The following is a 19,418-nucleotide window of genomic DNA, read 5'->3' as shown; positions in this document are numbered from 1 at the left end:
GGGGCAGAAGAAACAGATCGGGTCTTGATGCATGCCGACACTTTTTCGGCTTTTGGTTATCGTGGCGATCCTGGTTGGCCTTGTTTACGGCGCCATGATTGCACTTGCGACATTCGTTGAACCGGAGACCGGCGAGATGAGCGTACGCGTTCCCGTGGACAGGCTAAACCCCACGCAATGACAATGAAGATCGGCAGCGGCGCGCGCATCGAAGCCTTTCTGGAAATGATGGCGGCCGAACGCGGTGCGAGCGACAACACGCTGGCCTCCTATCGCCGCGATCTGGAAGACGCCGCCCTGCACATCGCCGCCGGTGGAAACGCCCTTCAGGATGCGGGCGCGGACGAACTGCGCGATTTTCTGGGCGCGCTTTCGGCACAGGGGTTTGCCGCCACGACGCAGACGCGAAAGCTCTCCGCGCTCAGGCAGTTCTTTCAGTTCCTCTATGCGGAAGGTCTGCGCGGCGATGACCCGACGGGCGTTCTGGACAGCCCGAAAAAGGGGCGCGGCCTGCCAAAGACGCTGAGCGAGGAAGAGACCGGCCGCCTGCTCGAACAGGCCGAGACCGAAGCGCGCGAAGCCGCGAAAGGCGCGCCGGAGCATCTTGCCGCCGTCAGGCTGCATGCGCTTCTGGAAGTGCTCTATGCCTCGGGTCTGCGTGTCTCGGAGCTGGTGAGCTTGCCGGTAACCGTTGCGCTGCGCGACGAGCGCTTCTTCGCCGTGCGCGGCAAGGGCGGCAAGGAGCGCATCGTGCCCCTTTCGGGAAAGGCCCGCACCGCAATGCAGGCCTGGCTTTCCGTAAGAGCCGAAAAACCGGCCTGTGCGGAGAGCACCTGGCTGTTTCCGGCAAGCTCGGAAAGCGGGTATCTGCCGCGCCAGGTCTTTGCGCGGGAGTTGAAGAAAGTCGCCGCGCGCGCAGGCATAGAGACCTCCAAAATCTCTCCGCATGTGTTGCGTCACGCCTTTGCAAGCCATCTCCTGCAGAATGGCGCAGATCTGCGCGCAGTACAGGAATTGCTCGGCCATTCGGACATATCAACGACGCAAATCTATACGCATGTGCTTGAAAAACGCCTTGCCGAGCTGGTTCAAAAGCACCATCCGCTTGCCGATTAGCTTCATCAACGTTATGTGGAGCGTCACATTACCGGCGGCAGGCCGTGTTCAACCTAGAGATGCCTTTATCGCAGTGTCTCGTGTTCGATTTGGCGAGTGAATGTACAACTATCTCGATTTTGAAAAGCCCGTTGCCGATCTCGAAGGACAGATCCTCGAACTGAAAAAGCTCGCCGAAAGCGGTGAAGCGGTGGACGTTGCCGACGAGATCGCACGCCTTGAGAAGCGCTCCAAGGATGCGCTCATAGAAATCTACCGCTCCCTGACGCCGTGGCAGAAGGCCCAGGTGGCGCGCCATCCCGACCGGCCGCATTGCCTCGACTATGTGCGCGGCCTGTTCACCGATTTCACGCCGCTGGCCGGCGACCGTGCCTATGGCGAAGACAATGCCGTCATCGCCGGCTTTGCCCGGTTCAACGGCGAGTCCGTTGCCGTGCTCGGTCAGGAAAAGGGCAATGACACGCAGAGCCGCCTGAAGCACAATTTCGGCATGGCCCGTCCCGAAGGCTACCGCAAGGCGGTGCGCGTGATGGATCTGGCCGACCGCTTCGGCATTCCGCTGATCAGCATCGTGGACACGACCGGCGCTTATCCCGGCATTGGCGCGGAAGAGCGCGGCCAGGCCGAAGCCATCGCCCAGTCGACCTCCAGGTCCCTTGGCCTCAAGGTTCCGAACATTGCCGTCGTTATCGGCGAAGGCGGCTCGGGCGGCGCGATTGCCATCGCCACCGCCAACCAGGTCTACATGCTTGAGCATTCGATCTATTCGGTGATCTCGCCCGAGGGCGCGGCCTCGATCCTGTGGCGCGATGCATCGCGCGCCAAGGATGCGGCAACCAACATGAAGATCACCGCGCAGGATCTCATGAACCTGAAGGTGATCGACGGGATCATCCCCGAGCCCATCGGCGGTGCACATCGCGGACCTGAGAAGGTGCTCGAGGCGACGGCTGCCCAGATCGAGAAAGGCTTCGCCGAGCTTTCGGGCAAAGAGATGGACTACCGCGAGCACCGCCGCGAAAAGTTCCTCGCCATCGGCCGCACGCTCTAAGACACCCGGCGGTCAGGCGACCTCACCTGCCGCCCCCGTGAATACGAAAATGACAGAACGGGCCGCGTTTCATGGAAACGCGGCCCGTTCTGGTTTCGGGATCGAGGCTATCGCGAAACCTTGCGCAGGAATGCGCGGGTGCGTTGGTCTTTCGGGTTGCTGAAGATCGCCTCGGGCGGCCCCTGCTCGACGATCCGCCCGCCATCCATGAACAGAATGCGGTCTGCAATGTCGCGGGCAAACTGCATCTCATGCGTGACGATCAGCATGGTCTGGCGCGCATCCGCGACGCGTTTCAGAAGCTGAAGAACTTCGTCCACCCACTCCGGATCAAGCGCCGATGTGGGCTCATCGATCAGCATGATCTCGGCTTCCGCCGCCATGGCGCGGCCGATGCCGACGCGCTGCTGCTGGCCGCCTGACAGGGAGGCCGGATAGCTCTGCGCCTTGTCGGCAAGACCGATGGTCGCGAGGATTTCTTCGGCGCGGGCATAGGCCCGCGTCTTTTCCCAGCCGCGAACCGTGATCAGCCCTTCGGCGATGTTGTCGCGCGCGGTCTTGTTGGCAAACAGCGCGTAGTTCTGGAACACGAAGGATGTCTGCCGCCTGAGCGCGAGCCTGTCGGCAGGCTTTGCGCTGGCCGCATCCACCGTGACCGGCCCCACCGTGATCGTTCCCGCATCGGGCGTTTCCAGAAAATTCAGCGAGCGCAGCAGGGTGGACTTGCCGGTGCCGGACGGGCCGATGATGGCAACCCGTTCACCCGCCTGGATATCGAGATCGATGCCATCGAGAACGGTGTTCTCGCCGAAACGCTTGGTGAGCCCCTTGACCGAAATCATCGCGCCACCGCCTTTCCGAGCCGCGCCTCAAGCTGCCGCTGAACGATCGTCAGAGCCTCGACAATCACCCAGTAGATGAGCGCCACCAGGATGAAGGCCTCGAAATAGAGAAAGCTGCCGGCGGCCTCTTTCTGCACCGCGCCCATCAGCTCCGTCACGCCCAGCGTGAAGGCAAGCGATGTGCTCTTGATGATATCGACGAAGTAATTGACCAGCGTGGGCGCGGCGATGCGCGCGGCCTGCGGCAACACGATGCGGCGCATCATCTGCGGCGTGGTCATGCCCACGGACAAAGAGGCTTCCCACTGGGAGCGGTCGACGCCGAGAATGGCGGCGCGGATGCTCTCGGCCATGTAGGCGGCGAAATGCAGCGTGATGCCCATGATCGCAGCCGTCACGCCATTGATCGCGGTCAGCGACGAGAAGACCTGCGGCAGGCCGTAATAGAACAGGAACAGCTGCACCAGTAACGGCGTGCCGCGAAAGAAGCTGATGAAGAACTGTACGAAACCATCGAGCAGCGGCACACGCATGACGCGGACAACGGCCATGAGCGAGGCAAGCACCAGCGCGAGGATCATGGCCACCGACGCCATGGCAAGCGTCAGCGGCACATATTTGAGAAGCACGGGGACAAGCCCCAGCATATATTCGAGATCAAGCGGCCTCATGGTCCCCGCCTCTCATGCTCTATAGACAGGCTTGATCGCCTATCGGGTGATGTCGGCGGCAAACCATTTTTGCGAAATCTCGGTGAGCTTGCCGTTCTCTTTCAGCGTGGTGATGGCCGCATTCACGCGGTCGCGCAGGGCCTTGCCCTCATCGTCATTGCGGAAAGGAAGCGCGTTGCGCAGTTCGGAGAAGGGCTTGCCGGCGAGCGCCAGCGGCAGCGGCGTTTCCTTGATCACCTGGGTGGCGCTGACCCGGTCCATGACGAAAGCGTCGACACGGCCGAGCGCGGTTTCCTGCTCGAGATTGCTCTCATAAGTCTTGATGTCGATCTCGTCGGCATAGGGCAGTTCACGCAGAAGCGCCTCGAAATTCGAACCCAGGTTGACGGCCACGGTGCGCCCCTTCAGGCTTTCCGGTCCGGTGATCTCGGTCTCGTTGCCCTTCTTCACCACCACTTGCGCACCGTCGATCACATAGGGCTGCGAGAAGGCAAACTTGGCCTCGCGCTCCGGCGTGATGGTGATCTGATTGGCGATGGTGTCGATCCGGTTGGATTCGAGCGCGCCGATCAGACCCGAAAAGCTCATCGTGACGAATTCAACTTCATCGCCCGTTTCCTCGGCGACGGCGTTCAGGACATCGACCTCGAAGCCCTGCAGCTTATCCTGCTTGACGAAGGTGAAGGGGAAATAGCCGCCGGACATGCCGACGCGGATCGTTTCGGCATGAGACGCCGAAACGGTGGCGGCGAGGACGGCTGCTGCAAATGCCAGTTTACGCATTGAGTTCTCCAGGGCGCGTTGCGCGCCAATCCGATTGATGAGTGCCGGGAAAATAGGGATTGGAGAAGATTTTTCTATGGGTCGCCGCTACAGCGAAATCAGAAAGCAAAAATTTTGTCGAAAGCTTCAAAATGGAGAAAAACACACCCAACCATGCGCGGAGCGGCGAGCATATTTTCAACGTCAGAATAGCGACGCAAACCCGCAGACAACCGGGCTTCCGCACAACCGTCGGCTAACGACAAGGCTTGCACGCAGGCCTTTCCTCGCCTAAAAGCCGCGAAAAGGCCATAAATACAGACAAAATGCCGCGAAATGGTCACAGCATGGCTTCATTGCATGGTGCGATCGGTAATCTTTTAGAAAGCATAAGGCTTCATTTTCTATAAGCAGAATGCCAATCTAAGTTCTCCGCGCGGGGGCCAATAGGCGGGACACGAAATACCCATGACACGCCTGATCAAATATGCCTTTCTCATGTCGGCAGCGATTGCGCTGACCGCCTGCAACGAAACGCTTGAAGACATCGCACCCAAGGCCGAGCGGCAGCTGCCGTCTCGCGTCGTTCAGACGATGAAGGCCAAGGGGATGAGCAAGACCTCTCCCGTGATGATGCGCATCTTCAAGGAAGAGGGGAAGCTGGAAGTCTGGAAGGCCAAGCAGAATGGCCGCTACGACGTCATCGCCAGCTATGACATCTGCAAATGGTCGGGCCAGCTCGGGCCGAAATTCACCGAGGGTGACCGCCAGGCGCCGGAAGGTTTCTACACCGTCCGTCCGGGGCAGATGAATCCGAAGTCCAGCTATTACCTCGCCTTCAACATCGGCTTCCCGAACGCCTATGACCAGGCGAACGGCCGCACCGGCAAGCATCTGATGGTGCATGGCGCCTGCTCTTCGGCCGGCTGCTATTCGATGACCGACGAACAGATTTCCGAGATCTACGCGTTTGCCCGCGATTCCTTCAAGGGCGGGCAGCGGGAGTTTCAGGTTCAGGCGTTTCCCTTCCGCATGACGGCGGAAAACATGGCGCGCTACCGCAACGACCCGAATTACGATTTCTGGAAGATGCTCAAGGTCGGCTACGACCATTTCGAGCTGACCAAGGTTCCGCCAAAGGTGGATGTCTGCGGCAAGCGCTACGTGTTCAACAGCGAGCCCGCAAATGGCGGCAAGTTCTCGCCGGCGGCATCCTGCCCGCCGATGAGCCAGCCGGAATCGCTTCTGACCGCCTACAAGCAGCATCAGGCAAAATACGACTTCGCCTTCAATGCAGCGCTCAAGAAGCAGTCCTCGTCCAAACAGTCGGAGACGATTGCCGGACACAGCGAGGCGCGCCTCGTGGCTGACTGGAGCAAGCGCCGCGCGCGTGGCGAGAAGGTTTCGCGCCTGCCGCCGAACATTCCTTCGCCAACTGCTGTTGCCGAAGCGCCGGAAGCAGCGCCCACGCCAGCCGTTGCCGCAACGGCCTCTGCCTACACGGCCGAGCCTGCCTCGCGGCTTCAGACGGCTCTGGAAGCCGTGACAGGCGAGCAGCAGGAAGAGACGACGACCGCGGCGACCGAGACGCCGGCTGCGGGCACGGTTCCAAGCCCCGCACCACGGCCGAACACCAGCCCCGAACGCACAGCCTCCGTGCCGGCTCCCGAAGCGGGCAGCCAGGGCACCTCGCTGCGCCGTCGCATCCAGAACCTGTTCAGCCGCTGAGCGTGACGGTCATCGCCGAAACATACGACCTCAAGGGGCTGAATTGCCCCTTGCCGGTGCTCCGCGCCAGGAAGCGCCTTGCCGGCATGGCGACGGGCGAGCAACTGTGGCTTGAAACCACCGACCCGCTGGCCGTGATCGACATTCCCGCCTTTTGCAATGAGAGCGGGCACCTGCTGGTGGAGAGCGAAGCGACGCCGGACGGGCATCGCTTTCTCGTCGAGCGGGGCTAGAGCGTTTCCGCTTTTGCTGGAATTGCGAAAACGCTCTGATTTATTGTTTTTGCGCAATTCCGGACGGAAAACCGGTTTCCACTTTTCCTGAAATTGCTCTAAATCGCCGTGCGTGGTTCGACAGGCTCACCATGAGGGAAGGAGAGCCTGACAGAGCGTCTCAACCAGAGGCGTCGCCGCAGGTTTCACAACCAGCGCCATCCCTCATCCAATGCCTTCCCTCATGGTGAGCCTGTCGAACCACGCACGACATCACTGTATCGGCTGTCGCGCACCGTGTTCAGCCCCACAGGGGACGAGCAGCGTTTGATGGAGCACCGGAGGCCGGCCCCGCCTGTCAGCGCCGGAAACCGGCGATGGCGAGAGGGTTGTCTTCCAGCGCGGCCCTGTCGGGCGTATCCACCCTTGCCTCGCCCACAAAGGCTGAGAACAGCCCGCGTATATAGCGCTCGTCCAGTCCGGCTCCGATGATCACCAGGCGCACGCCGCGTGTCTCGTCGGGCCAGGCAGGCAGCCAACGCGGCTCGTGCAGCACCTGACGAACGCCCTGCACCACGAGCGGCCTTTCCGGATTTTCAACCAGCTCGACAAGTCCTTTCAGCCGCAGGATCTGCGCCCCGCACTGGCTGCGCAGGAGGTCGAGAAAACCTTCAAGCGCCGCGCCGCCGATAGGCCGGTCATGCGTGAGCAGGATCGTGTCGAACGCCGCACTGTGCGCGTGATCATGATCATGGTCGTGGTCGTGGTCGTGGTCGTGGTCGTGATGATCATGGCCATGGTGATGGTGCTCATGGGTATGATGATGTTGCATCGCCTCGGCGGCGCGCGCACCGATATCCAGCGCGCTGCAATCGATGACCGCCACCGGCTCCAGCTCGGCGGCAATGAGCGGTTCGAGCCCGGGCGCAAGCGTGGCGAGCTGCGCCTTCAGGCGAGACAGGGTCGCGGCATCGGCCATATCCACCTTTGTCAGGAGCAGCCTGTCAGCCACCGCCACCTGATGACGGGCCTCTTCATGCGCTTTCAGGGTTTCCAGCCCATGCACCGCATCAACCAGCGTCACGACGCCATCCAGCCGGAAGCGCGCGGCCAACGCCGGATGCGCCGCCAGCGCCTGCAGCACAGGCACCGGATCGGCAAGGCCGGTGGTCTCGATCACCACGCGCTTCAACGCATCCGCGCGCCCGTCCGACAGGCGCTCATCAAGCCCGAGAAGCGTGTCCACCAGCGCCCCGCGCACGGTGCAGCACAGACATCCATCGGAGAGTTCGATGACACCGTCGGACGCTTCTTCCACCAGCAGGTGATCGATGCCGACTGCGCCGAATTCATTGACGATCACGGCAGTATCGGAAAGAGCCGGATCGCGCAGCAACCGGTTGATCAGGGTCGTCTTGCCGGCCCCGAGAAAGCCGGTGACCAGCGTGAGCGCTATTTTTGCGGCCATCGCCTCAGCCACCCTGCCCCGTTTCGGCCGTGGCGCTCTTGAACGGGTAATCGGGCCGTGGCGTGGGGATGGGCACATCCGCAAAGCGCGGCACCGAAGGCGCAGGGCCGGTCGCTCCGCCCAGGCCGATCGTCACGGCGCGCGGCTCATGATCCATCGCCGTGAGATAGGGCGAACGCTGCACAAGCATGCCGTCATCATCACCGCGCTCATAACGGGCCTTCACCGCAGCTTCCGAACAGATCTGCGGACGCAGGTCGACAGCGACGTTCCGGCCATTGCCATAGGGTGCGAAATTCTGAAGCGAGGGCGCAACCGCGCCCTGAAACTGGAACCCTTCAGCCAGAAGGCGTGCAGCCTCCTCGCCGCGCTCCACCTGGGAGGGCGCGCCAAGAACGATGGTCGCCAGTGTGCGCCCGTTGCGCGTGGCCGTGGCTGCCAGATTGAACCCGGACGAGCAGATATAGCCCGTCTTCATGCCGTCAGCGCCGGGGAAACGGCCAACCAGCCAGTTGTAGTTCGGCAGAATCTTGTCGCCAGCGCGCACGGCTTCCATCGAGAAATAATGCGCATGCTGCGGAAACTCGGTGCGAATGGCGCGCACCAGAAGGGCGAGATCACGCGCCGTCGTGTATTGCTCGGTGGAGAACAGGCCGTGCGGGTTCACATAATTCGTGCCGGTCATGCCCAGCTTGCGGGCGGCGGCGTTCATGCGCTCGGCAAACGCGCCCACCGATCCGCCGACATTCTCGGCAATCGCCGTCGATACGTCGTTGGCGGACTTCACCATGATCAGCTTGATGGCGTTGTCGAGGGTCAGAACAGAGCCCGCCGGATAGCCCATCTTGCTCGGGGGCTCGCGGGTGGCTTTCTTGCTGATGGTGATCGGCGAGTTGAACTGCAACTCACCCTTCTGCACTGCCTCGAAGGCCACATAGGCCGTCATCAGCTTGGTAATGGAAGCCGGGTACCAGCGCTGGAACGCATCTTCATGCGACAGAACCCTGCCACTGTTGACGTCGATCACGATCGTCGGCCCGGCGGATGCCGGTGCGACTGCCGCCACCATCCCCATCACTGCCCCGGCCACAGTCCCGGCCACGATCGGCGTGACCACCCTTGAGAAACACATGCGCTTTATCCGAATTTCATATCCGCCTGCATCGTCAGGCGCTCTCGTTGTCCTACGTGCCGATGACACTTTTTCGACGGGCGGCGTCAATCCTGTCCGGCCTGTCCAGATCAGCCCGGCCATTTAACGCGAAGCTGAAGCTTATAGCAAAAAACCGTGCATCCCGTCGCCCGAAATGCCGATGCCTGCGATACCCGCCCGTGATACCCGAATACGCAAAGCCCCGTCTGGTCCAAACGGATCGGCTTGCAATCAGGCATCGCCACATCTTACCTATTCCCGATCTCGGAAAGACGTCCCGGCAGGGCGCGCCGCCATCCGACAACCACGCCACCGCAAAGCCCGCCATGCGGCATTCCAACGGAACGACCACAGTCGGCCGACAATGAAATCCGAATGCAGGCAAAATTTTGAAGGGAACCGCAAGTCATGCCCATTTTGAACCGTTCTGCCGAATTGCAGCCGGAAATCGCCGAATGGCGGCGCGATCTCCATCGCAATCCCGAACTTCTCTTCGATGTGCATCGCACCGCCGCCTTCGTGGCGGAGAAGCTCGCGGAATTCGGCTGCGATGAAGTGGTGACCGGGCTCGGCCAGACGGGCGTGGTCGGCATCATTCAGGGCAATCTCGGCGAAGGCCCCACCATCGGCATGCGCGCCGACATGGATGCCCTGCCGATGACCGAGATGACGGGCAAGCCCTGGGCTTCTACCGTGCCCGGCAAGATGCATGCCTGCGGCCATGACGGGCACACGGCCATGCTTCTGGGCGCAGCGAAATATCTGAGCGAGACGCGCAATTTCAAAGGCCGCGTTGCGGTGATCTTCCAGCCCGCCGAAGAAGGCGGCGGCGGCGGCAACGAGATGGTGAAGGACGGGATGATGGACCGTTTCGCCATTGAGCGCGTGTTCGGCATGCACAATCTGCCGGGACTGCCGGTCGGCGAGTTCGCCATCTGCCCCGGCCCGATCATGGCGGCGACGGCCGAATTCGTGATCACGGTGAAAGGGCGCGGCGGACATGCCGCCATGCCGCACATGGTCGTCGACCCGATCCTGGCGGCCAGCCAGATCGTGACGGCGCTGCAGAGCATCGCATCGCGCAATGTGCATCCGCTTGATTCGGTCGTCGTGTCGGTGACGAAGTTCCATGCCGGCGATGCGCTGAACGTCATCCCCGACACGGTGGAGCTTGCCGGCACCGTACGCACCCTCAAGAAAGAGGTGAACGCGGACGCCGAAAAGCGCATGCGCACCATCTGCGAAGGCGTTGCCGCTGCCCATGGCGCGGAGGTGGATGTGTATTATGATTCCAACTATCCCGTGACCTTCAACCATGCCGAGGAAACGGTTTTCGCCAGCGGCGTCGCCAGCGACGTGGCGGGTGCGGCGCAGGTCGACACCAATGTCACCCCGACCATGGGCGGCGAGGATTTTTCCTACATGCTGGAGGCGCGCCCCGGCGCGTTCATCTTCATCGGAAACGGCGACAGCGCAGCGCTTCACAACACGCGCTACGACTTCAACGATGAAGTGATTCCCCATGGCGTGAGCTATTGGGTGCGCCTTGCCGAAAAGGCGCTCGCGGCCTGAAGCCATTGAAAGCGCATGACCATAAAGGCTGTGGCAGGCAGCGCCTGCCACAGGGGGATCATGCCATTTCATTCTTGGCGAAGCGGCCTCATCGCGTTATGAGAGGCGTCAGCGGTCCCGTAGCTCAGCAGGATAGAGCATCAGATTCCTAATCTGAGGGTCACAGGTTCGAATCCTGTCGGGATCGCCAGCTCTCCCTTGCACAGCCCCGCATTTTCCGGTGAACCCCTTTTAGCGGCCCAGCCCGTCGCGCAACCGCGCCCAGGCAACGGCCGCCGCGACCGCGTAGCGGCGCATGAAGTAGAAGGGGATGGGCTTTACCTGCGTCACGGGGAAATCAAGCTCCGCCTCCGGCACGCCGCGCGCGGCGTCCGCGATCACCTTGCCCAGCGCCGTAGCCATGGCCACACCGCGCCCATTGAAGCCGCAGGCCGCCCAGACATTGTCGTCCATGCGCAGAAGCTGCGGGTAATGGCTCACGGTCATGGCGACGTAACCACCCCAGTGATGCACCCAGCGCGCCTCCGCCAGCTGGGGGTAGAGCCTGACGCTCGCCTTGCGCAGCACCTCGAACTGATGCTCCGTTCCGCCCTGCGAATAGTCGCCGCGTCCGCCCATCACGAAGCAGTCGCCCGGACCTTTGCGGAAATAATGAAGGAGCCGCCGCGTGTCGGAAGCCGAATGCCCCTGCGGGAAGATCGAACCGGCGATTTCCGCCGGCAGCGGCTCTGTCGCCACCTGGATGGAGCGGATCGGCACCACCGTCCGGCCAATCGCGCCGGAAAACCCATCGGCATAGCCATTGGTGCAGACGAGAACCTTGCCGGCGCGCACCTGCCCCTGTGCGGTGTGAATGCGCACACCGCCGCCTTCATGCTCCCAGCGCTCCGCGCGGCTGTGACCGTGGATGCGTGCACCGGCGCGCGCCGCAGCCTCTGCAAGACCAAGCGCATAATTCAGCGGATGCAGATTGCCGCCGCGCTGATCCAGCATACCGCCAAGATAGGCGTCGGTTCCAAGAAGTGCGGCGGTTTCCTCACGGTCGAGCATGCGCATGGCGGCATCGCGCCGCCGCCACTGATCGAAGCGCTTGCGCACGGTGGTGCGGGCTGCCTCGCTGTGGATCGGCTGGATCCAGCCGGCGCGCGATGCACCGCAATCAATGCCCAGACGCTCGATCAGGTCGAAAACGAAATATCCTGCATTGCCAGACAGCCGCACCATGCGCCCGCCCAGTTCGGAACCGAAGCGCCGCTCGATCTCATCGGGGTCTTCCTTGAGGCCCGGAACCACCTGTCCGCCATTGCGGCCCGATGCGCCCCAACCGGGCGTCTCGGCCTCCAGAAGACAGACGCTTACCCCCGCCTCCGCCAGGTGGAGCGCTGCGGAAAGCCCGGCAAACCCGCCGCCGATCACAGCCACATCGCATTCCTGCTCGCCGACAAGCGCCGGATAGTCTTGCGACGGATTTGCCGTCGCATTCCAGAGCGAGCGTGAAATGAAACCCTGTTCGTTGGCGATCACGGCTTCGGTCATGAACTTCCCCTCCTCAACCTTTCCGCAGCATCTCGCGAAAACCGCCGCTGCATCATTAATCTGGATTACCCATGTGCATCCGGACGGACGCCTGGCGATCCAGAGCGTTTTTGCGCAATTCCGGACGGAAAACCGGTTTCCACTTTTCCTGGAACTGCTCTAGTAAACCGCTGGCGTGACGATCCAGAACGCTTCGGTTTCCTCCTGCCCCTCACACCAGAACCGGATCAATGCGCTTGCCGGAAAGGCGAAGCTGTCGCCCGGCTTCAGAAGCACGGTGCGGCCGTCAATCTCCAGTCCCAGCGTTCCGTTCAGCACCGTTCCGCATTTGGCGCCCGTCTCGTGGCAATAGGGCGTGTCCCCCGTCGAGCCGCCCGGCTGGATGATCAGCCGCATCATCTGGATGCCGGTGATGTCGTCCGGCGTCATCAATTCCTTGCGCATGCCCTTTGCGCCAAGATCAAGCACACGGCGCTGGTGCGCGCGCACGACATACCGCTCCTGCGGATTGCCACCCGGATCGAACAGCCAGCTGACGGGCATTTCGAGCGCATTGCAGATCGCGCTCAGGGAATGCACCGAGGGCATGGTGAGGCCGCGCTCGATCTGGCTGAGAAGACCGATGGAGACATCGGCGCGTCCGGCCACGACCTGCAGGGAGAGACCACGCACCTTGCGCCTTTGCCGCAAACGAGCGCCGATCGCATCGCTGCTCCATTCGGTCGTTTCCGCTCCGCCCACGGGCTTCTCCCCTGTTTGCTTATCGTCTGAAACTCTCGACTGAGCCGCCGCGCGATCTCCGACTTTATCGATCATGCCGTTGACAAGCCTCCGTTTCTTCAAGCATCATGAAATAATGATCCAAAAATTTCAATCCGAGAGTAAAAAAATAACGACTGCCCTCGGATTGGCGCTTCAGGAGAGGAGAGTAGCATGAGCTTGAATGGCTTTTTCACCAACCGTCGCGGCCTTATCGGTCTGGGCGCGGCCGCCCTTATCGCGGCATCGGCAGCATGGGCGCCGGCCAGCGCAGAAACCCCGACCTACAAGGTGGGCTCGACCCCGACGGGCGTTCCCTTCACCTTTCTCGACGTGAAATCCAACAAGATCTCGGGCGTGATGGTCGACATCATCACCGCCATCGGTAAGGAGGAAGGTTTCACGCCGGATGTGAAGGCAACCCAGTGGTCGGCGCTGATCCCGTCGCTGACCAGCGACAAGATCGACATCATCGCCGCCGCGATGTACGCGACCGAGGAACGCGCCAAGGTCGTCGATTTCACCGACACGGTCTATTCCTACGGCGAGGGCCTGTTCGTCTCCAAGGATGACGAAACCGAATACAAGACCCCGCAGGATCTTGAAGGCAAGACGGTCGGCGTGCAGGTCGGCACCGCCTATATCGAGCCGATGAAGGCGCTGGGCGTTTTCAAGGAAGTAAAGATCTACGACAGCATCCCCGACATCATGCGCGACGTGCAGCTCGGCCGCATCGATGCGGGCTTCGGCGACCGGCCCATCGTCGCCTACCAGCTCTCGCAGGGGGCTGCGAATGTGCGGCTGGTGAAGAGCTACGACTCCACCATCACCGGCGATGTGGCGATGTCAGTGAAACCGGGCAATGACGAACTGCGCGCCTCGCTCAATGAGGGGCTCAAGAAGATCAAGGCTTCGGGCAAGCTCGACGAGATCCTCACCAAATGGGGCCTGAACTGATTTCAGGGCAATTGATCTGAACGGCGCGGGAGCCCGTCTCCCGCGCCATCCGTTTCTTCGAACATTACGCAGGAAATACCATGTCCGAGGCTCTCTCACGTGCCGCTGACTATCTGCCAGTCCTGATGGAAGGTGTCTGGGTCACCATTGCGGTCACCGTTCTGTCCCTGCTCGTCAGCACGGTTCTGGGGCTCTTCTGGGCCATTCTGGGCTGGACCAAGGTGCGCGCATTCCAGATGATCAGCCGGACCTTCATCACGGTCATTCGCGGCATTCCGATCATCGTCCAGCTTTTCTACATCTATTTCGTGATGCCCGATATCGGCATCAACCTGACGGCCTTTCAGGCCGGCGTGATCGGCATGGGCATCGCCTATTCCGCCTATCAGGCAGAGAATTTCCGGGCCGGCATCGAAGCCATCGACCGGGGGCAGATCGAGGCCGCCCAGTCCATCGGCATGAGCGACAATCTGATCATGCGCCGCGTGATCCTTCCGCAGGCCTTCCGCATCGCCCTGCCGCCCTATGGCAACACGATGATCATGATGCTGAAGGACAGCTCGCTGGTGTCGACGATCACCGTGGCCGAACTGACCCGTCAGGGCCAGCTCATCGCCTCGTCGACCTTCGACAACATGACTGTCTTTACGCTGGTTGCGCTCATGTATCTGGTGATGGCGCTGCCCCTCACCTACCTCGCCCGCCAGCTTGAGAAGAGGTACAAAAACGCATGATTGAGGTCAGGGACATCCACAAGAGCTACGGCCCGGTCGAGGTCATCCGCGGCATCAGCTTCGATGTCGAGCCGGGTGAAGTCGTCTGCATCATCGGCCCGTCGGGTTCTGGCAAATCCACCATCCTGCGCTGCCTCAACGGGCTGGAGACCTACCAGAAAGGCGACATCCGGATCGACGGGCAACGCGTCGACCCCGAGGACAAATCCATCAAGGCGATCCGCCAGCGGGTCTCCATGGTGTTTCAGCGCTTCAATCTCTTCCCCCACCGCACGGCCATCGAGAACGTGATGGAAGGGCCGGTTTACGTGAAGGGCATGTCCCGCGCGGAAGCCCGCGAGATGGCCGCCGGCTACCTGAAGAAGGTCGGCCTCGAAGACAAGATGGAGAGCTATCCCGGCAATCTTTCGGGCGGACAGCAGCAGCGTGTGGCCATTGCCCGGGCGCTCGCCATGCAGCCCGAGGCGATCCTGTTCGATGAACCGACATCGGCGCTCGACCCCGAACTGGTGGGCGACGTGCTCAGCGTGATGCGCCAGGTGGCCGAGGAAGGCATGACGATGGTTGTCGTCACCCATGAGATGGGCTTCGCCCGCGAGGTGGCGGACCGGGTGCTGTTCCTCGAGGGTGGCGTGATCGTCGAACAGGGCTCTGCGGAAGAGGTGCTGCGCAATCCGCAGGAGCCGCGCACCCAGAGCTTCCTCAAGCGGGTGCTCAATCCGCTGATCTGACGACAGCTATCCTGAGCGGATGGGAGACATTTTTCCCATCCGCGCCACGATCCGATCCATTTGCGTTGCTATCGAGATCTCGTTTTGAGACCTTCCCTGACAAAATCAGGCAGCGTGGAGACGGACCGTGACCTCGAAGAAACCCCAGAATGTGACCCGCGAGATCGCACGCGCCGCCCTGTTCGGCGCGTGTTTCGCCTTTGCATCAGCCGCTCAGCCGGCCTTTGCCGAGGTGGCTGACAGCGGGCGAATCGAAGCGATCACGCTCTCCTCCGGCGGTCTGGCCGAGATCCGGCGCACGGCCCGGATTGATGGCAACGGCACGCTGCGCATCGAAATCCCGCTCGACCAGGTGGACGATTTTCTGAAAAGTCTCGTGGTCCGCGACCCGTCGGGCACAATCGATGCGGTGACGCTGGACGGTCTCTCCCCCGTCGAGGAAACATTCCGTCGCCTGCCCTTCAACGCCAGCGAAATGGGCTCCGTGCCGGCGCTGGCCGCCGCGCTTCAGGGCGTTGCCGTGCGCGCCACATCCGGCGGGCGCACGGTGGAAGGCATGATCCTGGGCGTCGACACGCAACAGGCCGGCAGCGAAACAGCACCACGCACCGAGCGCGTTCTCTCTGTCATGACGGATGCCGGCACGGTGGAGATGCTGAAGCTTGGCACAGACACCGAGCTCGACATTCGCGACGAGGCGATGCGCGAGAAGCTGCGCCAGGCCGCAAAGGTGAGCGGGCGCGGCCGCACCGACACGATCCGCTCCGTGGCAGTCGACCTGACAGGAACCGGCGCGCGCGACATCACGCTTTCCTATGTGGTGCCCGCACCGGTCTGGAAATCCGCCTATCGGCTTGTTTCAGGCGAAGGTGAAAAGGCGCGCCTGCAGGCCTGGGCGGTGATCGAAAACGCCACTGGCGAGGACTGGAGAGGTATCGGCCTGACGCTCTCGTCCGGCGCGCCCGTGACGCTCGCACAGCGCCTGCACCAGCGTTACTGGAACGAGCGACCGGAGATCCCCGTCGCCGTGGGCAACGCCGCGCCACCCCGCCCGGACGATGCCAGCGCCATCGAAATGTCCGAGATGGACGCAATGCCGCTGCGCAAGCGCGCCTTTGGCGCAGCACCCGCGCCGGCCATGATGGCCGACATGGCAATGCCCATGCCTTCGGAACCGACCGACCGCAGCCTGCCGCGCGAGGGCGAAACCAGCGCCACCTATCGCCTGCCGAACGCCATCGATCTTGCCGCGGGGAAAAGCCTCTCCGTGCCCTTCGTGGATGCGGAAATCCGCGCCGAGCGCGTCTCGCTCTTCCAGCCGGAGGGCCGCAGCATCCACCCCGTTGCAGCCGTGTTCCTGAGCAACGATACGGAAGCGAGCCTGCCGCCCGGCATTGTCACCGTCTACGACACGGCGAGCGGCTATGTGGGCGATGCGCAGCTCACGGGCATTCCTGCCGGTGAAAGCCGCATGGCGAGCTTTGCCAGCGACCGCAAGGTCGAGATCGCAACGGAGACCAATCCGGACGAACGCGTGAGCGAGGTCTCCATCGTCGATGGCACGCTGCACACGACCACCGTATCGCGGATCACCACCAGCTATGCGATCAAGGGTGCACCGGACGCGCCGCGCACGATCCTGATCGAGCACCCGCGCCGCGACGGCTGGAAGATGGCCTCGACCGCCCTCGACAGCGCCACGCCGTCGCATTATCGCCTGCGCGCCAAGGTGGACGCCGGCGGCAAGGCCAGCGTGAAAGCCGTGATGGAACGCAGCCGCACGGAGAGTTTTGCCCTCTTCGACGCCAGCGCGGACGCCGTCTATGTCTGGGCGGGAACGGCAGCCGACACGACGACGACAGAGCGGCTCAGGACGCTTGCAGCCATGAAGCGTGAGGCCGCAACGGCGGAGCGCAAGGTGGAGAGCATCCAGCGCGAGCTGGAGCGCACGACCGGCGATCAGGCCCGCATCCGCGACAATCTCGGCTCGGTTCCCGGCGAAAGCGCGCTCGGCCAGCGCTACATGCGCATGCTGGAAGAGCAGGAAAACCGCATCGCCGGGCTTTCCGACAGGAGAAGCGACGCGGAAGCAGAGCTCCAGCGCCTTGAAAAAGACATGCGGGATTTCATCGCCAAGCTTTGATTGGGCGGCTGAATTATACGTCTTCCACGGAGCCGGCTCCAAACGCCACGCCGGCTCCAACGGGAACCAGAAGATTGCTCTCACCATTGCGATCAACAAGACGCGCAATCAGGAAGCGACGCAATCCGAAAAGCGCCATGACCGGCAGTGCTATCGTCGTGAGCGGCCCGCCATCCACCACGAAGAATGACCAGACTATCGCCAGCGCAGACGCAAACAAAAGCGCGAACGAGTAGGGTCGAAGGCCTTTTGACACCCCGTCGACACCAATGAAGCCCGCACGTGTGAACGTCAGCACAAACCCGGTCAAAAAGACCGAGATCAAGACGCCACGATACGCAACTTCCAGAATAGCGTCACTCCAGACCGGCAGCCCGATCTCGTAAAGACCGATAATGAGCGGCGTGATTATGAGAAGGTGGATATTGATGCCGAGGAGAACAGGGTGAAAGCGAAGACGACAGGCGCGAAACCCGATAAGTACACAGGCAGCTAGCGCCACGCCGATCCAACCGGTCAGTTCCTGATCGAAACCGCTACGCCAGAGCGTAATGAAAATGAGAGACGGCAGACTTTCGAGGATGTCCGACACCCATTCGCGCTGCATTGAACCTCCAGTCATGTCACTTCCTCTATTTGCGATCCACCGCCCCGACATCCAGCAGCGGCGCGGCGTCCAGCGCGCCTGCGTTGAGCATTGCGCCGACGCGTTCCAGCGCGGCAACGATCATGCCCTGCTCCCAGTCGGGCAGGGCCTGAAACTGCTCGGAAAAAGTCTTCTGGAGCGGGTCGGGCGCGGCTGAAAGAAGAGCCTTGCCCTCCTCCGTCGGCGCCACCCAAACGACGCGCTTGTCGCGCTCGCTGCGCGTGCGCGTCACCAGCTTGCGGGCCTCCAGCTTGTCCACCAGCGATGTGGCGGTGGCCTGCCCGACACCGGCCTTGCCGGCAATGTCCTTGGGCGTGGCGCGACCGGCGGCCACGACGATTTCAAGAACGATGAGCTGCGGCGTGGTCAGCCCCGTGGCGCGCGCCAGCGTGCGCGCGTTGAGCTCGGTTGCGCGCAGGATGCGCCGCAGCGCGATCAGGCTTGTTTCCGTACGGTCTTCCATGCCGCCATTCCCCAAAAAACGCGGTGGCCACTCGGCGATTCTCTGTCGCCCTCCCCATCAGCACATGGATAGCAGAGAAAATATAATTTGATTAGCGAATAAAACTTCGCTGCAAATTCCCATGTAATTCAATTATTTGCAGATCACGCGGAACCATTTTTGATTCCGGCGGTTGAAATATCCTTCGATAGTCATAATATCCGGCGCGCTATGAGGAGACCAATGGCCATCACTGACATCAAGCTTGTACGCAAGCGATCGCCCGAAATTGTCTATCGTCCGCCTGCCAAGGAAGACGGCGCGGATGTGTGGCGGCTCATCCAGTCCTGCGAGCCGCTCGACGAGAATTCCCTCTACTGCAACCTTTTGCAGTGCGACCATTTCGGCGACACATGCATCGCCGCCGAAAGAACCAGCGACGGAGCGCTGGTTGGCTGGGTATCCGGCTATCTGCTGCCTGACGAAGACAACACTCTGTTCGTCTGGCAGGTCGCCGTGGACCAGAGCGTCCAGGGTCAGGGCGTCGGCAAGAAGCTGCTCGCCGCGCTGCTCCAGCGCGATGCCTGCGAGAATGTGCGGGCGCTGAAAACCACGATCACCTCCGACAACAAGGCGAGCTGGGGACTTTTCAACTCGCTTGCGCGTTCCCGGGGCGGCGAACTCAGCCACGAGCCCTACTTCCGCAAGGATGCGCATTTCGACGGCAAACACGCCACCGAACATATGGTGACGATTGCATTCGCAGACTACGCGTCTGCGGGCATGCGCGGAAACTGGGTTTCCCTGCGCAACGCCGACGAGGCCCGGAGCGACGATGCCGCCTGATGGCGGCATCACAATCTGCCTCCCCCAATTCGCCCCTTGCTAATTCGCA

21 protein-coding genes and 1 tRNA gene are annotated in these 19,418 nt (G+C 62.1%); 13 read left to right on the top strand and 9 right to left on the bottom strand.

Features of this window, described 5'->3' with window-relative positions; translation table 11 throughout:
• Positions 1–31 precede the first annotated feature (31 nt).
• The 3 genes from AC4PTT_RS03050 to AC4PTT_RS03040 all read left to right on the top strand — a co-directional run bounded on the left by AC4PTT_RS03050 (position 32) and on the right by AC4PTT_RS03040 (position 2,167).
• A complete protein-coding gene (locus AC4PTT_RS03050; protein WP_113153335.1) occupies positions 32–181 on the top strand; it encodes a histidine kinase in 150 nt (49 codons plus the stop codon).
• Between the two features lie 8 nt (positions 182–189).
• Positions 190–1,116 (top strand): site-specific tyrosine recombinase XerD, encoded by a 927-nt coding sequence (locus AC4PTT_RS03045; RefSeq protein ID WP_162742365.1) that lies wholly within the window; start codon positions 190–192, stop codon positions 1,114–1,116.
• A gap of 100 nt (positions 1,117–1,216) precedes the next feature.
• Positions 1,217–2,167, top strand: a complete 951-nt coding sequence (locus AC4PTT_RS03040; protein ID WP_113153337.1) for an acetyl-CoA carboxylase carboxyltransferase subunit alpha — start codon at positions 1,217–1,219, stop codon at positions 2,165–2,167.
• A 107-nt stretch (positions 2,168–2,274) separates the two neighbouring features.
• On the opposite strand, the gene AC4PTT_RS03035 is transcribed toward AC4PTT_RS03040, so the two are convergent.
• The 3 genes from AC4PTT_RS03035 to AC4PTT_RS03025 are packed head-to-tail and all read right to left on the bottom strand — an operon-like array spanning position 2,275 to position 4,463.
• Positions 2,275–3,009, bottom strand: a complete 735-nt coding sequence (locus tag AC4PTT_RS03035; RefSeq protein WP_475083352.1) for an amino acid ABC transporter ATP-binding protein — start codon at positions 3,007–3,009, stop codon at positions 2,275–2,277.
• Positions 3,006–3,680: an amino acid ABC transporter permease gene (locus tag AC4PTT_RS03030; protein WP_492162080.1), complete on the bottom strand. Its 675-nt coding sequence runs from the start codon at positions 3,678–3,680 to the stop codon at positions 3,006–3,008. The genes AC4PTT_RS03035 and AC4PTT_RS03030 overlap by 4 nt, the downstream gene beginning before the upstream one ends.
• Before the next feature lie 39 nt (positions 3,681–3,719).
• Complete coding sequence (locus AC4PTT_RS03025; protein ID WP_492162079.1) at positions 3,720–4,463, bottom strand: amino acid ABC transporter substrate-binding protein; 744 nt, start codon at positions 4,461–4,463, stop codon at positions 3,720–3,722.
• 59 nt (positions 4,464–4,522) lie between these two features.
• Between AC4PTT_RS03025 and AC4PTT_RS03020 the strand changes: the two genes are divergently transcribed.
• The 3 genes from AC4PTT_RS03020 to AC4PTT_RS03010 all read left to right on the top strand — a co-directional run bounded on the left by AC4PTT_RS03020 (position 4,523) and on the right by AC4PTT_RS03010 (position 6,403).
• Positions 4,523–4,702: a hypothetical protein gene (locus AC4PTT_RS03020; protein WP_420505542.1), complete on the top strand. Its 180-nt coding sequence runs from the start codon at positions 4,523–4,525 to the stop codon at positions 4,700–4,702.
• Positions 4,703–4,910: 208 nt separating this feature from the next.
• A complete protein-coding gene (locus AC4PTT_RS03015) occupies positions 4,911–6,170 on the top strand; it encodes a L,D-transpeptidase family protein (RefSeq protein WP_283799916.1) in 1,260 nt (419 codons plus the stop codon).
• Positions 6,171–6,172: 2 nt separating this feature from the next.
• A complete protein-coding gene (locus AC4PTT_RS03010; protein ID WP_162742209.1) occupies positions 6,173–6,403 on the top strand; it encodes a sulfurtransferase TusA family protein in 231 nt (76 codons plus the stop codon).
• Positions 6,404–6,740: 337 nt separating this feature from the next.
• On the opposite strand, the gene AC4PTT_RS03005 is transcribed toward AC4PTT_RS03010, so the two are convergent.
• Positions 6,741–7,850, bottom strand: coding sequence for a CobW family GTP-binding protein (locus AC4PTT_RS03005; RefSeq protein ID WP_492162078.1), 1,110 nt, complete (start codon positions 7,848–7,850; stop codon positions 6,741–6,743).
• A 4-nt stretch (positions 7,851–7,854) separates the two neighbouring features.
• Positions 7,855–8,982 carry a D-alanyl-D-alanine carboxypeptidase family protein gene (locus tag AC4PTT_RS03000; RefSeq protein ID WP_492162077.1) on the bottom strand — a complete coding sequence of 376 codons (1,128 nt, stop codon included), beginning with the start codon at positions 8,980–8,982 and terminating at the stop codon, positions 7,855–7,857.
• A 429-nt stretch (positions 8,983–9,411) separates the two neighbouring features.
• Between AC4PTT_RS03000 and AC4PTT_RS02995 the strand changes: the two genes are divergently transcribed.
• Positions 9,412–10,575 carry a M20 aminoacylase family protein gene (locus AC4PTT_RS02995; protein ID WP_206994962.1) on the top strand — a complete coding sequence of 388 codons (1,164 nt, stop codon included), beginning with the start codon at positions 9,412–9,414 and terminating at the stop codon, positions 10,573–10,575.
• 113 nt (positions 10,576–10,688) lie between these two features.
• A tRNA-Arg gene (locus AC4PTT_RS02990) sits at positions 10,689–10,765 on the top strand.
• Positions 10,766–10,806: 41 nt separating this feature from the next.
• On the opposite strand, the gene AC4PTT_RS02985 is transcribed toward AC4PTT_RS02990, so the two are convergent.
• Both AC4PTT_RS02985 and AC4PTT_RS02980 read right to left on the bottom strand, forming a co-directional pair.
• Positions 10,807–12,111, bottom strand: coding sequence for an NAD(P)/FAD-dependent oxidoreductase (locus AC4PTT_RS02985; protein WP_492162076.1), 1,305 nt, complete (start codon positions 12,109–12,111; stop codon positions 10,807–10,809).
• A gap of 159 nt (positions 12,112–12,270) precedes the next feature.
• Positions 12,271–12,852, bottom strand: coding sequence for a helix-turn-helix domain-containing protein (locus AC4PTT_RS02980; protein ID WP_224873555.1), 582 nt, complete (start codon positions 12,850–12,852; stop codon positions 12,271–12,273).
• A gap of 192 nt (positions 12,853–13,044) precedes the next feature.
• On the opposite strand from AC4PTT_RS02980, the gene AC4PTT_RS02975 reads away from it, so the two are divergent.
• The 4 genes from AC4PTT_RS02975 to AC4PTT_RS02960 all read left to right on the top strand — a co-directional run bounded on the left by AC4PTT_RS02975 (position 13,045) and on the right by AC4PTT_RS02960 (position 17,435).
• Positions 13,045–13,827: an ABC transporter substrate-binding protein gene (locus AC4PTT_RS02975; RefSeq protein WP_492162075.1), complete on the top strand. Its 783-nt coding sequence runs from the start codon at positions 13,045–13,047 to the stop codon at positions 13,825–13,827.
• Between the two features lie 80 nt (positions 13,828–13,907).
• The gene (locus tag AC4PTT_RS02970; RefSeq protein ID WP_206546067.1) at positions 13,908–14,561 is read left to right on the top strand and encodes an amino acid ABC transporter permease; all 654 of its coding nucleotides are present in this window, start codon (positions 13,908–13,910) and stop codon (positions 14,559–14,561) included.
• Positions 14,558–15,292, top strand: coding sequence for an amino acid ABC transporter ATP-binding protein (locus AC4PTT_RS02965; protein WP_206994967.1), 735 nt, complete (start codon positions 14,558–14,560; stop codon positions 15,290–15,292). The genes AC4PTT_RS02970 and AC4PTT_RS02965 overlap by 4 nt, the downstream gene beginning before the upstream one ends.
• A gap of 127 nt (positions 15,293–15,419) precedes the next feature.
• A complete protein-coding gene (locus tag AC4PTT_RS02960; protein ID WP_492162074.1) occupies positions 15,420–17,435 on the top strand; it encodes a DUF4139 domain-containing protein in 2,016 nt (671 codons plus the stop codon).
• Between the two features lie 13 nt (positions 17,436–17,448).
• Here the strand turns inward: AC4PTT_RS02960 and AC4PTT_RS02955 are convergent, their stop codons facing one another.
• Entirely contained in the window at positions 17,449–18,042 is a 594-nt protein-coding gene (locus AC4PTT_RS02955; protein WP_492162073.1) for a hypothetical protein, read from the bottom strand.
• A 25-nt stretch (positions 18,043–18,067) separates the two neighbouring features.
• Positions 18,068–18,544 carry a MarR family winged helix-turn-helix transcriptional regulator gene (locus tag AC4PTT_RS02950; RefSeq protein ID WP_113153351.1) on the bottom strand — a complete coding sequence of 159 codons (477 nt, stop codon included), beginning with the start codon at positions 18,542–18,544 and terminating at the stop codon, positions 18,068–18,070.
• 222 nt (positions 18,545–18,766) lie between these two features.
• Here AC4PTT_RS02950 and ectA point away from each other — a divergent pair, with 222 nt between their 5' ends.
• Positions 18,767–19,369, top strand: coding sequence for a diaminobutyrate acetyltransferase (gene ectA / locus AC4PTT_RS02945; protein ID WP_492162072.1), 603 nt, complete (start codon positions 18,767–18,769; stop codon positions 19,367–19,369).
• Positions 19,370–19,418 lie beyond the last annotated feature (49 nt).

It is taken from the genome of Nitratireductor sp. WH36-1, from assembly GCF_058725515.1.
This window is presented reverse-complemented; position numbering and strand designations above follow the sequence as displayed.

Bases quoted from the DNA above. Each gene is read 5' to 3' on its own strand.
- AC4PTT_RS03015 (WP_283799916.1), top strand. From the start codon at position 4,911: ATGACACGCCTGATCAAATATGCCTTTCTCATGTCGGCAGCGATTGCG.
- AC4PTT_RS03005 (WP_492162078.1), bottom strand. From the start codon at position 7,850: ATGGCCGCAAAAATAGCGCTCACGCTGGTCACCGGCTTTCTCGGGGCC.
- AC4PTT_RS02975 (WP_492162075.1), top strand. From the start codon at position 13,045: ATGAGCTTGAATGGCTTTTTCACCAACCGTCGCGGCCTTATCGGTCTG.
- AC4PTT_RS03000 (WP_492162077.1), bottom strand. From the start codon at position 8,982: ATGTGTTTCTCAAGGGTGGTCACGCCGATCGTGGCCGGGACTGTGGCC.
- AC4PTT_RS03030 (WP_492162080.1), bottom strand. From the start codon at position 3,680: ATGAGGCCGCTTGATCTCGAATATATGCTGGGGCTTGTCCCCGTGCTT.
- AC4PTT_RS02965 (WP_206994967.1), top strand. From the start codon at position 14,558: ATGATTGAGGTCAGGGACATCCACAAGAGCTACGGCCCGGTCGAGGTC.
- AC4PTT_RS03040 (WP_113153337.1), top strand. From the start codon at position 1,217: ATGTACAACTATCTCGATTTTGAAAAGCCCGTTGCCGATCTCGAAGGA.
- AC4PTT_RS03035 (WP_475083352.1), bottom strand. From the start codon at position 3,009: ATGATTTCGGTCAAGGGGCTCACCAAGCGTTTCGGCGAGAACACCGTT.
- AC4PTT_RS02970 (WP_206546067.1), top strand. From the start codon at position 13,908: ATGTCCGAGGCTCTCTCACGTGCCGCTGACTATCTGCCAGTCCTGATG.
- AC4PTT_RS02985 (WP_492162076.1), bottom strand. From the start codon at position 12,111: ATGACCGAAGCCGTGATCGCCAACGAACAGGGTTTCATTTCACGCTCG.
- ectA (WP_492162072.1), top strand. From the start codon at position 18,767: ATGGCCATCACTGACATCAAGCTTGTACGCAAGCGATCGCCCGAAATT.
- AC4PTT_RS02955 (WP_492162073.1), bottom strand. From the start codon at position 18,042: ATGCAGCGCGAATGGGTGTCGGACATCCTCGAAAGTCTGCCGTCTCTC.
- AC4PTT_RS02995 (WP_206994962.1), top strand. From the start codon at position 9,412: ATGCCCATTTTGAACCGTTCTGCCGAATTGCAGCCGGAAATCGCCGAA.
- AC4PTT_RS03050 (WP_113153335.1), top strand. From the start codon at position 32: ATGCCGACACTTTTTCGGCTTTTGGTTATCGTGGCGATCCTGGTTGGC.
- AC4PTT_RS02950 (WP_113153351.1), bottom strand. From the start codon at position 18,544: ATGGAAGACCGTACGGAAACAAGCCTGATCGCGCTGCGGCGCATCCTG.
- AC4PTT_RS03025 (WP_492162079.1), bottom strand. From the start codon at position 4,463: ATGCGTAAACTGGCATTTGCAGCAGCCGTCCTCGCCGCCACCGTTTCG.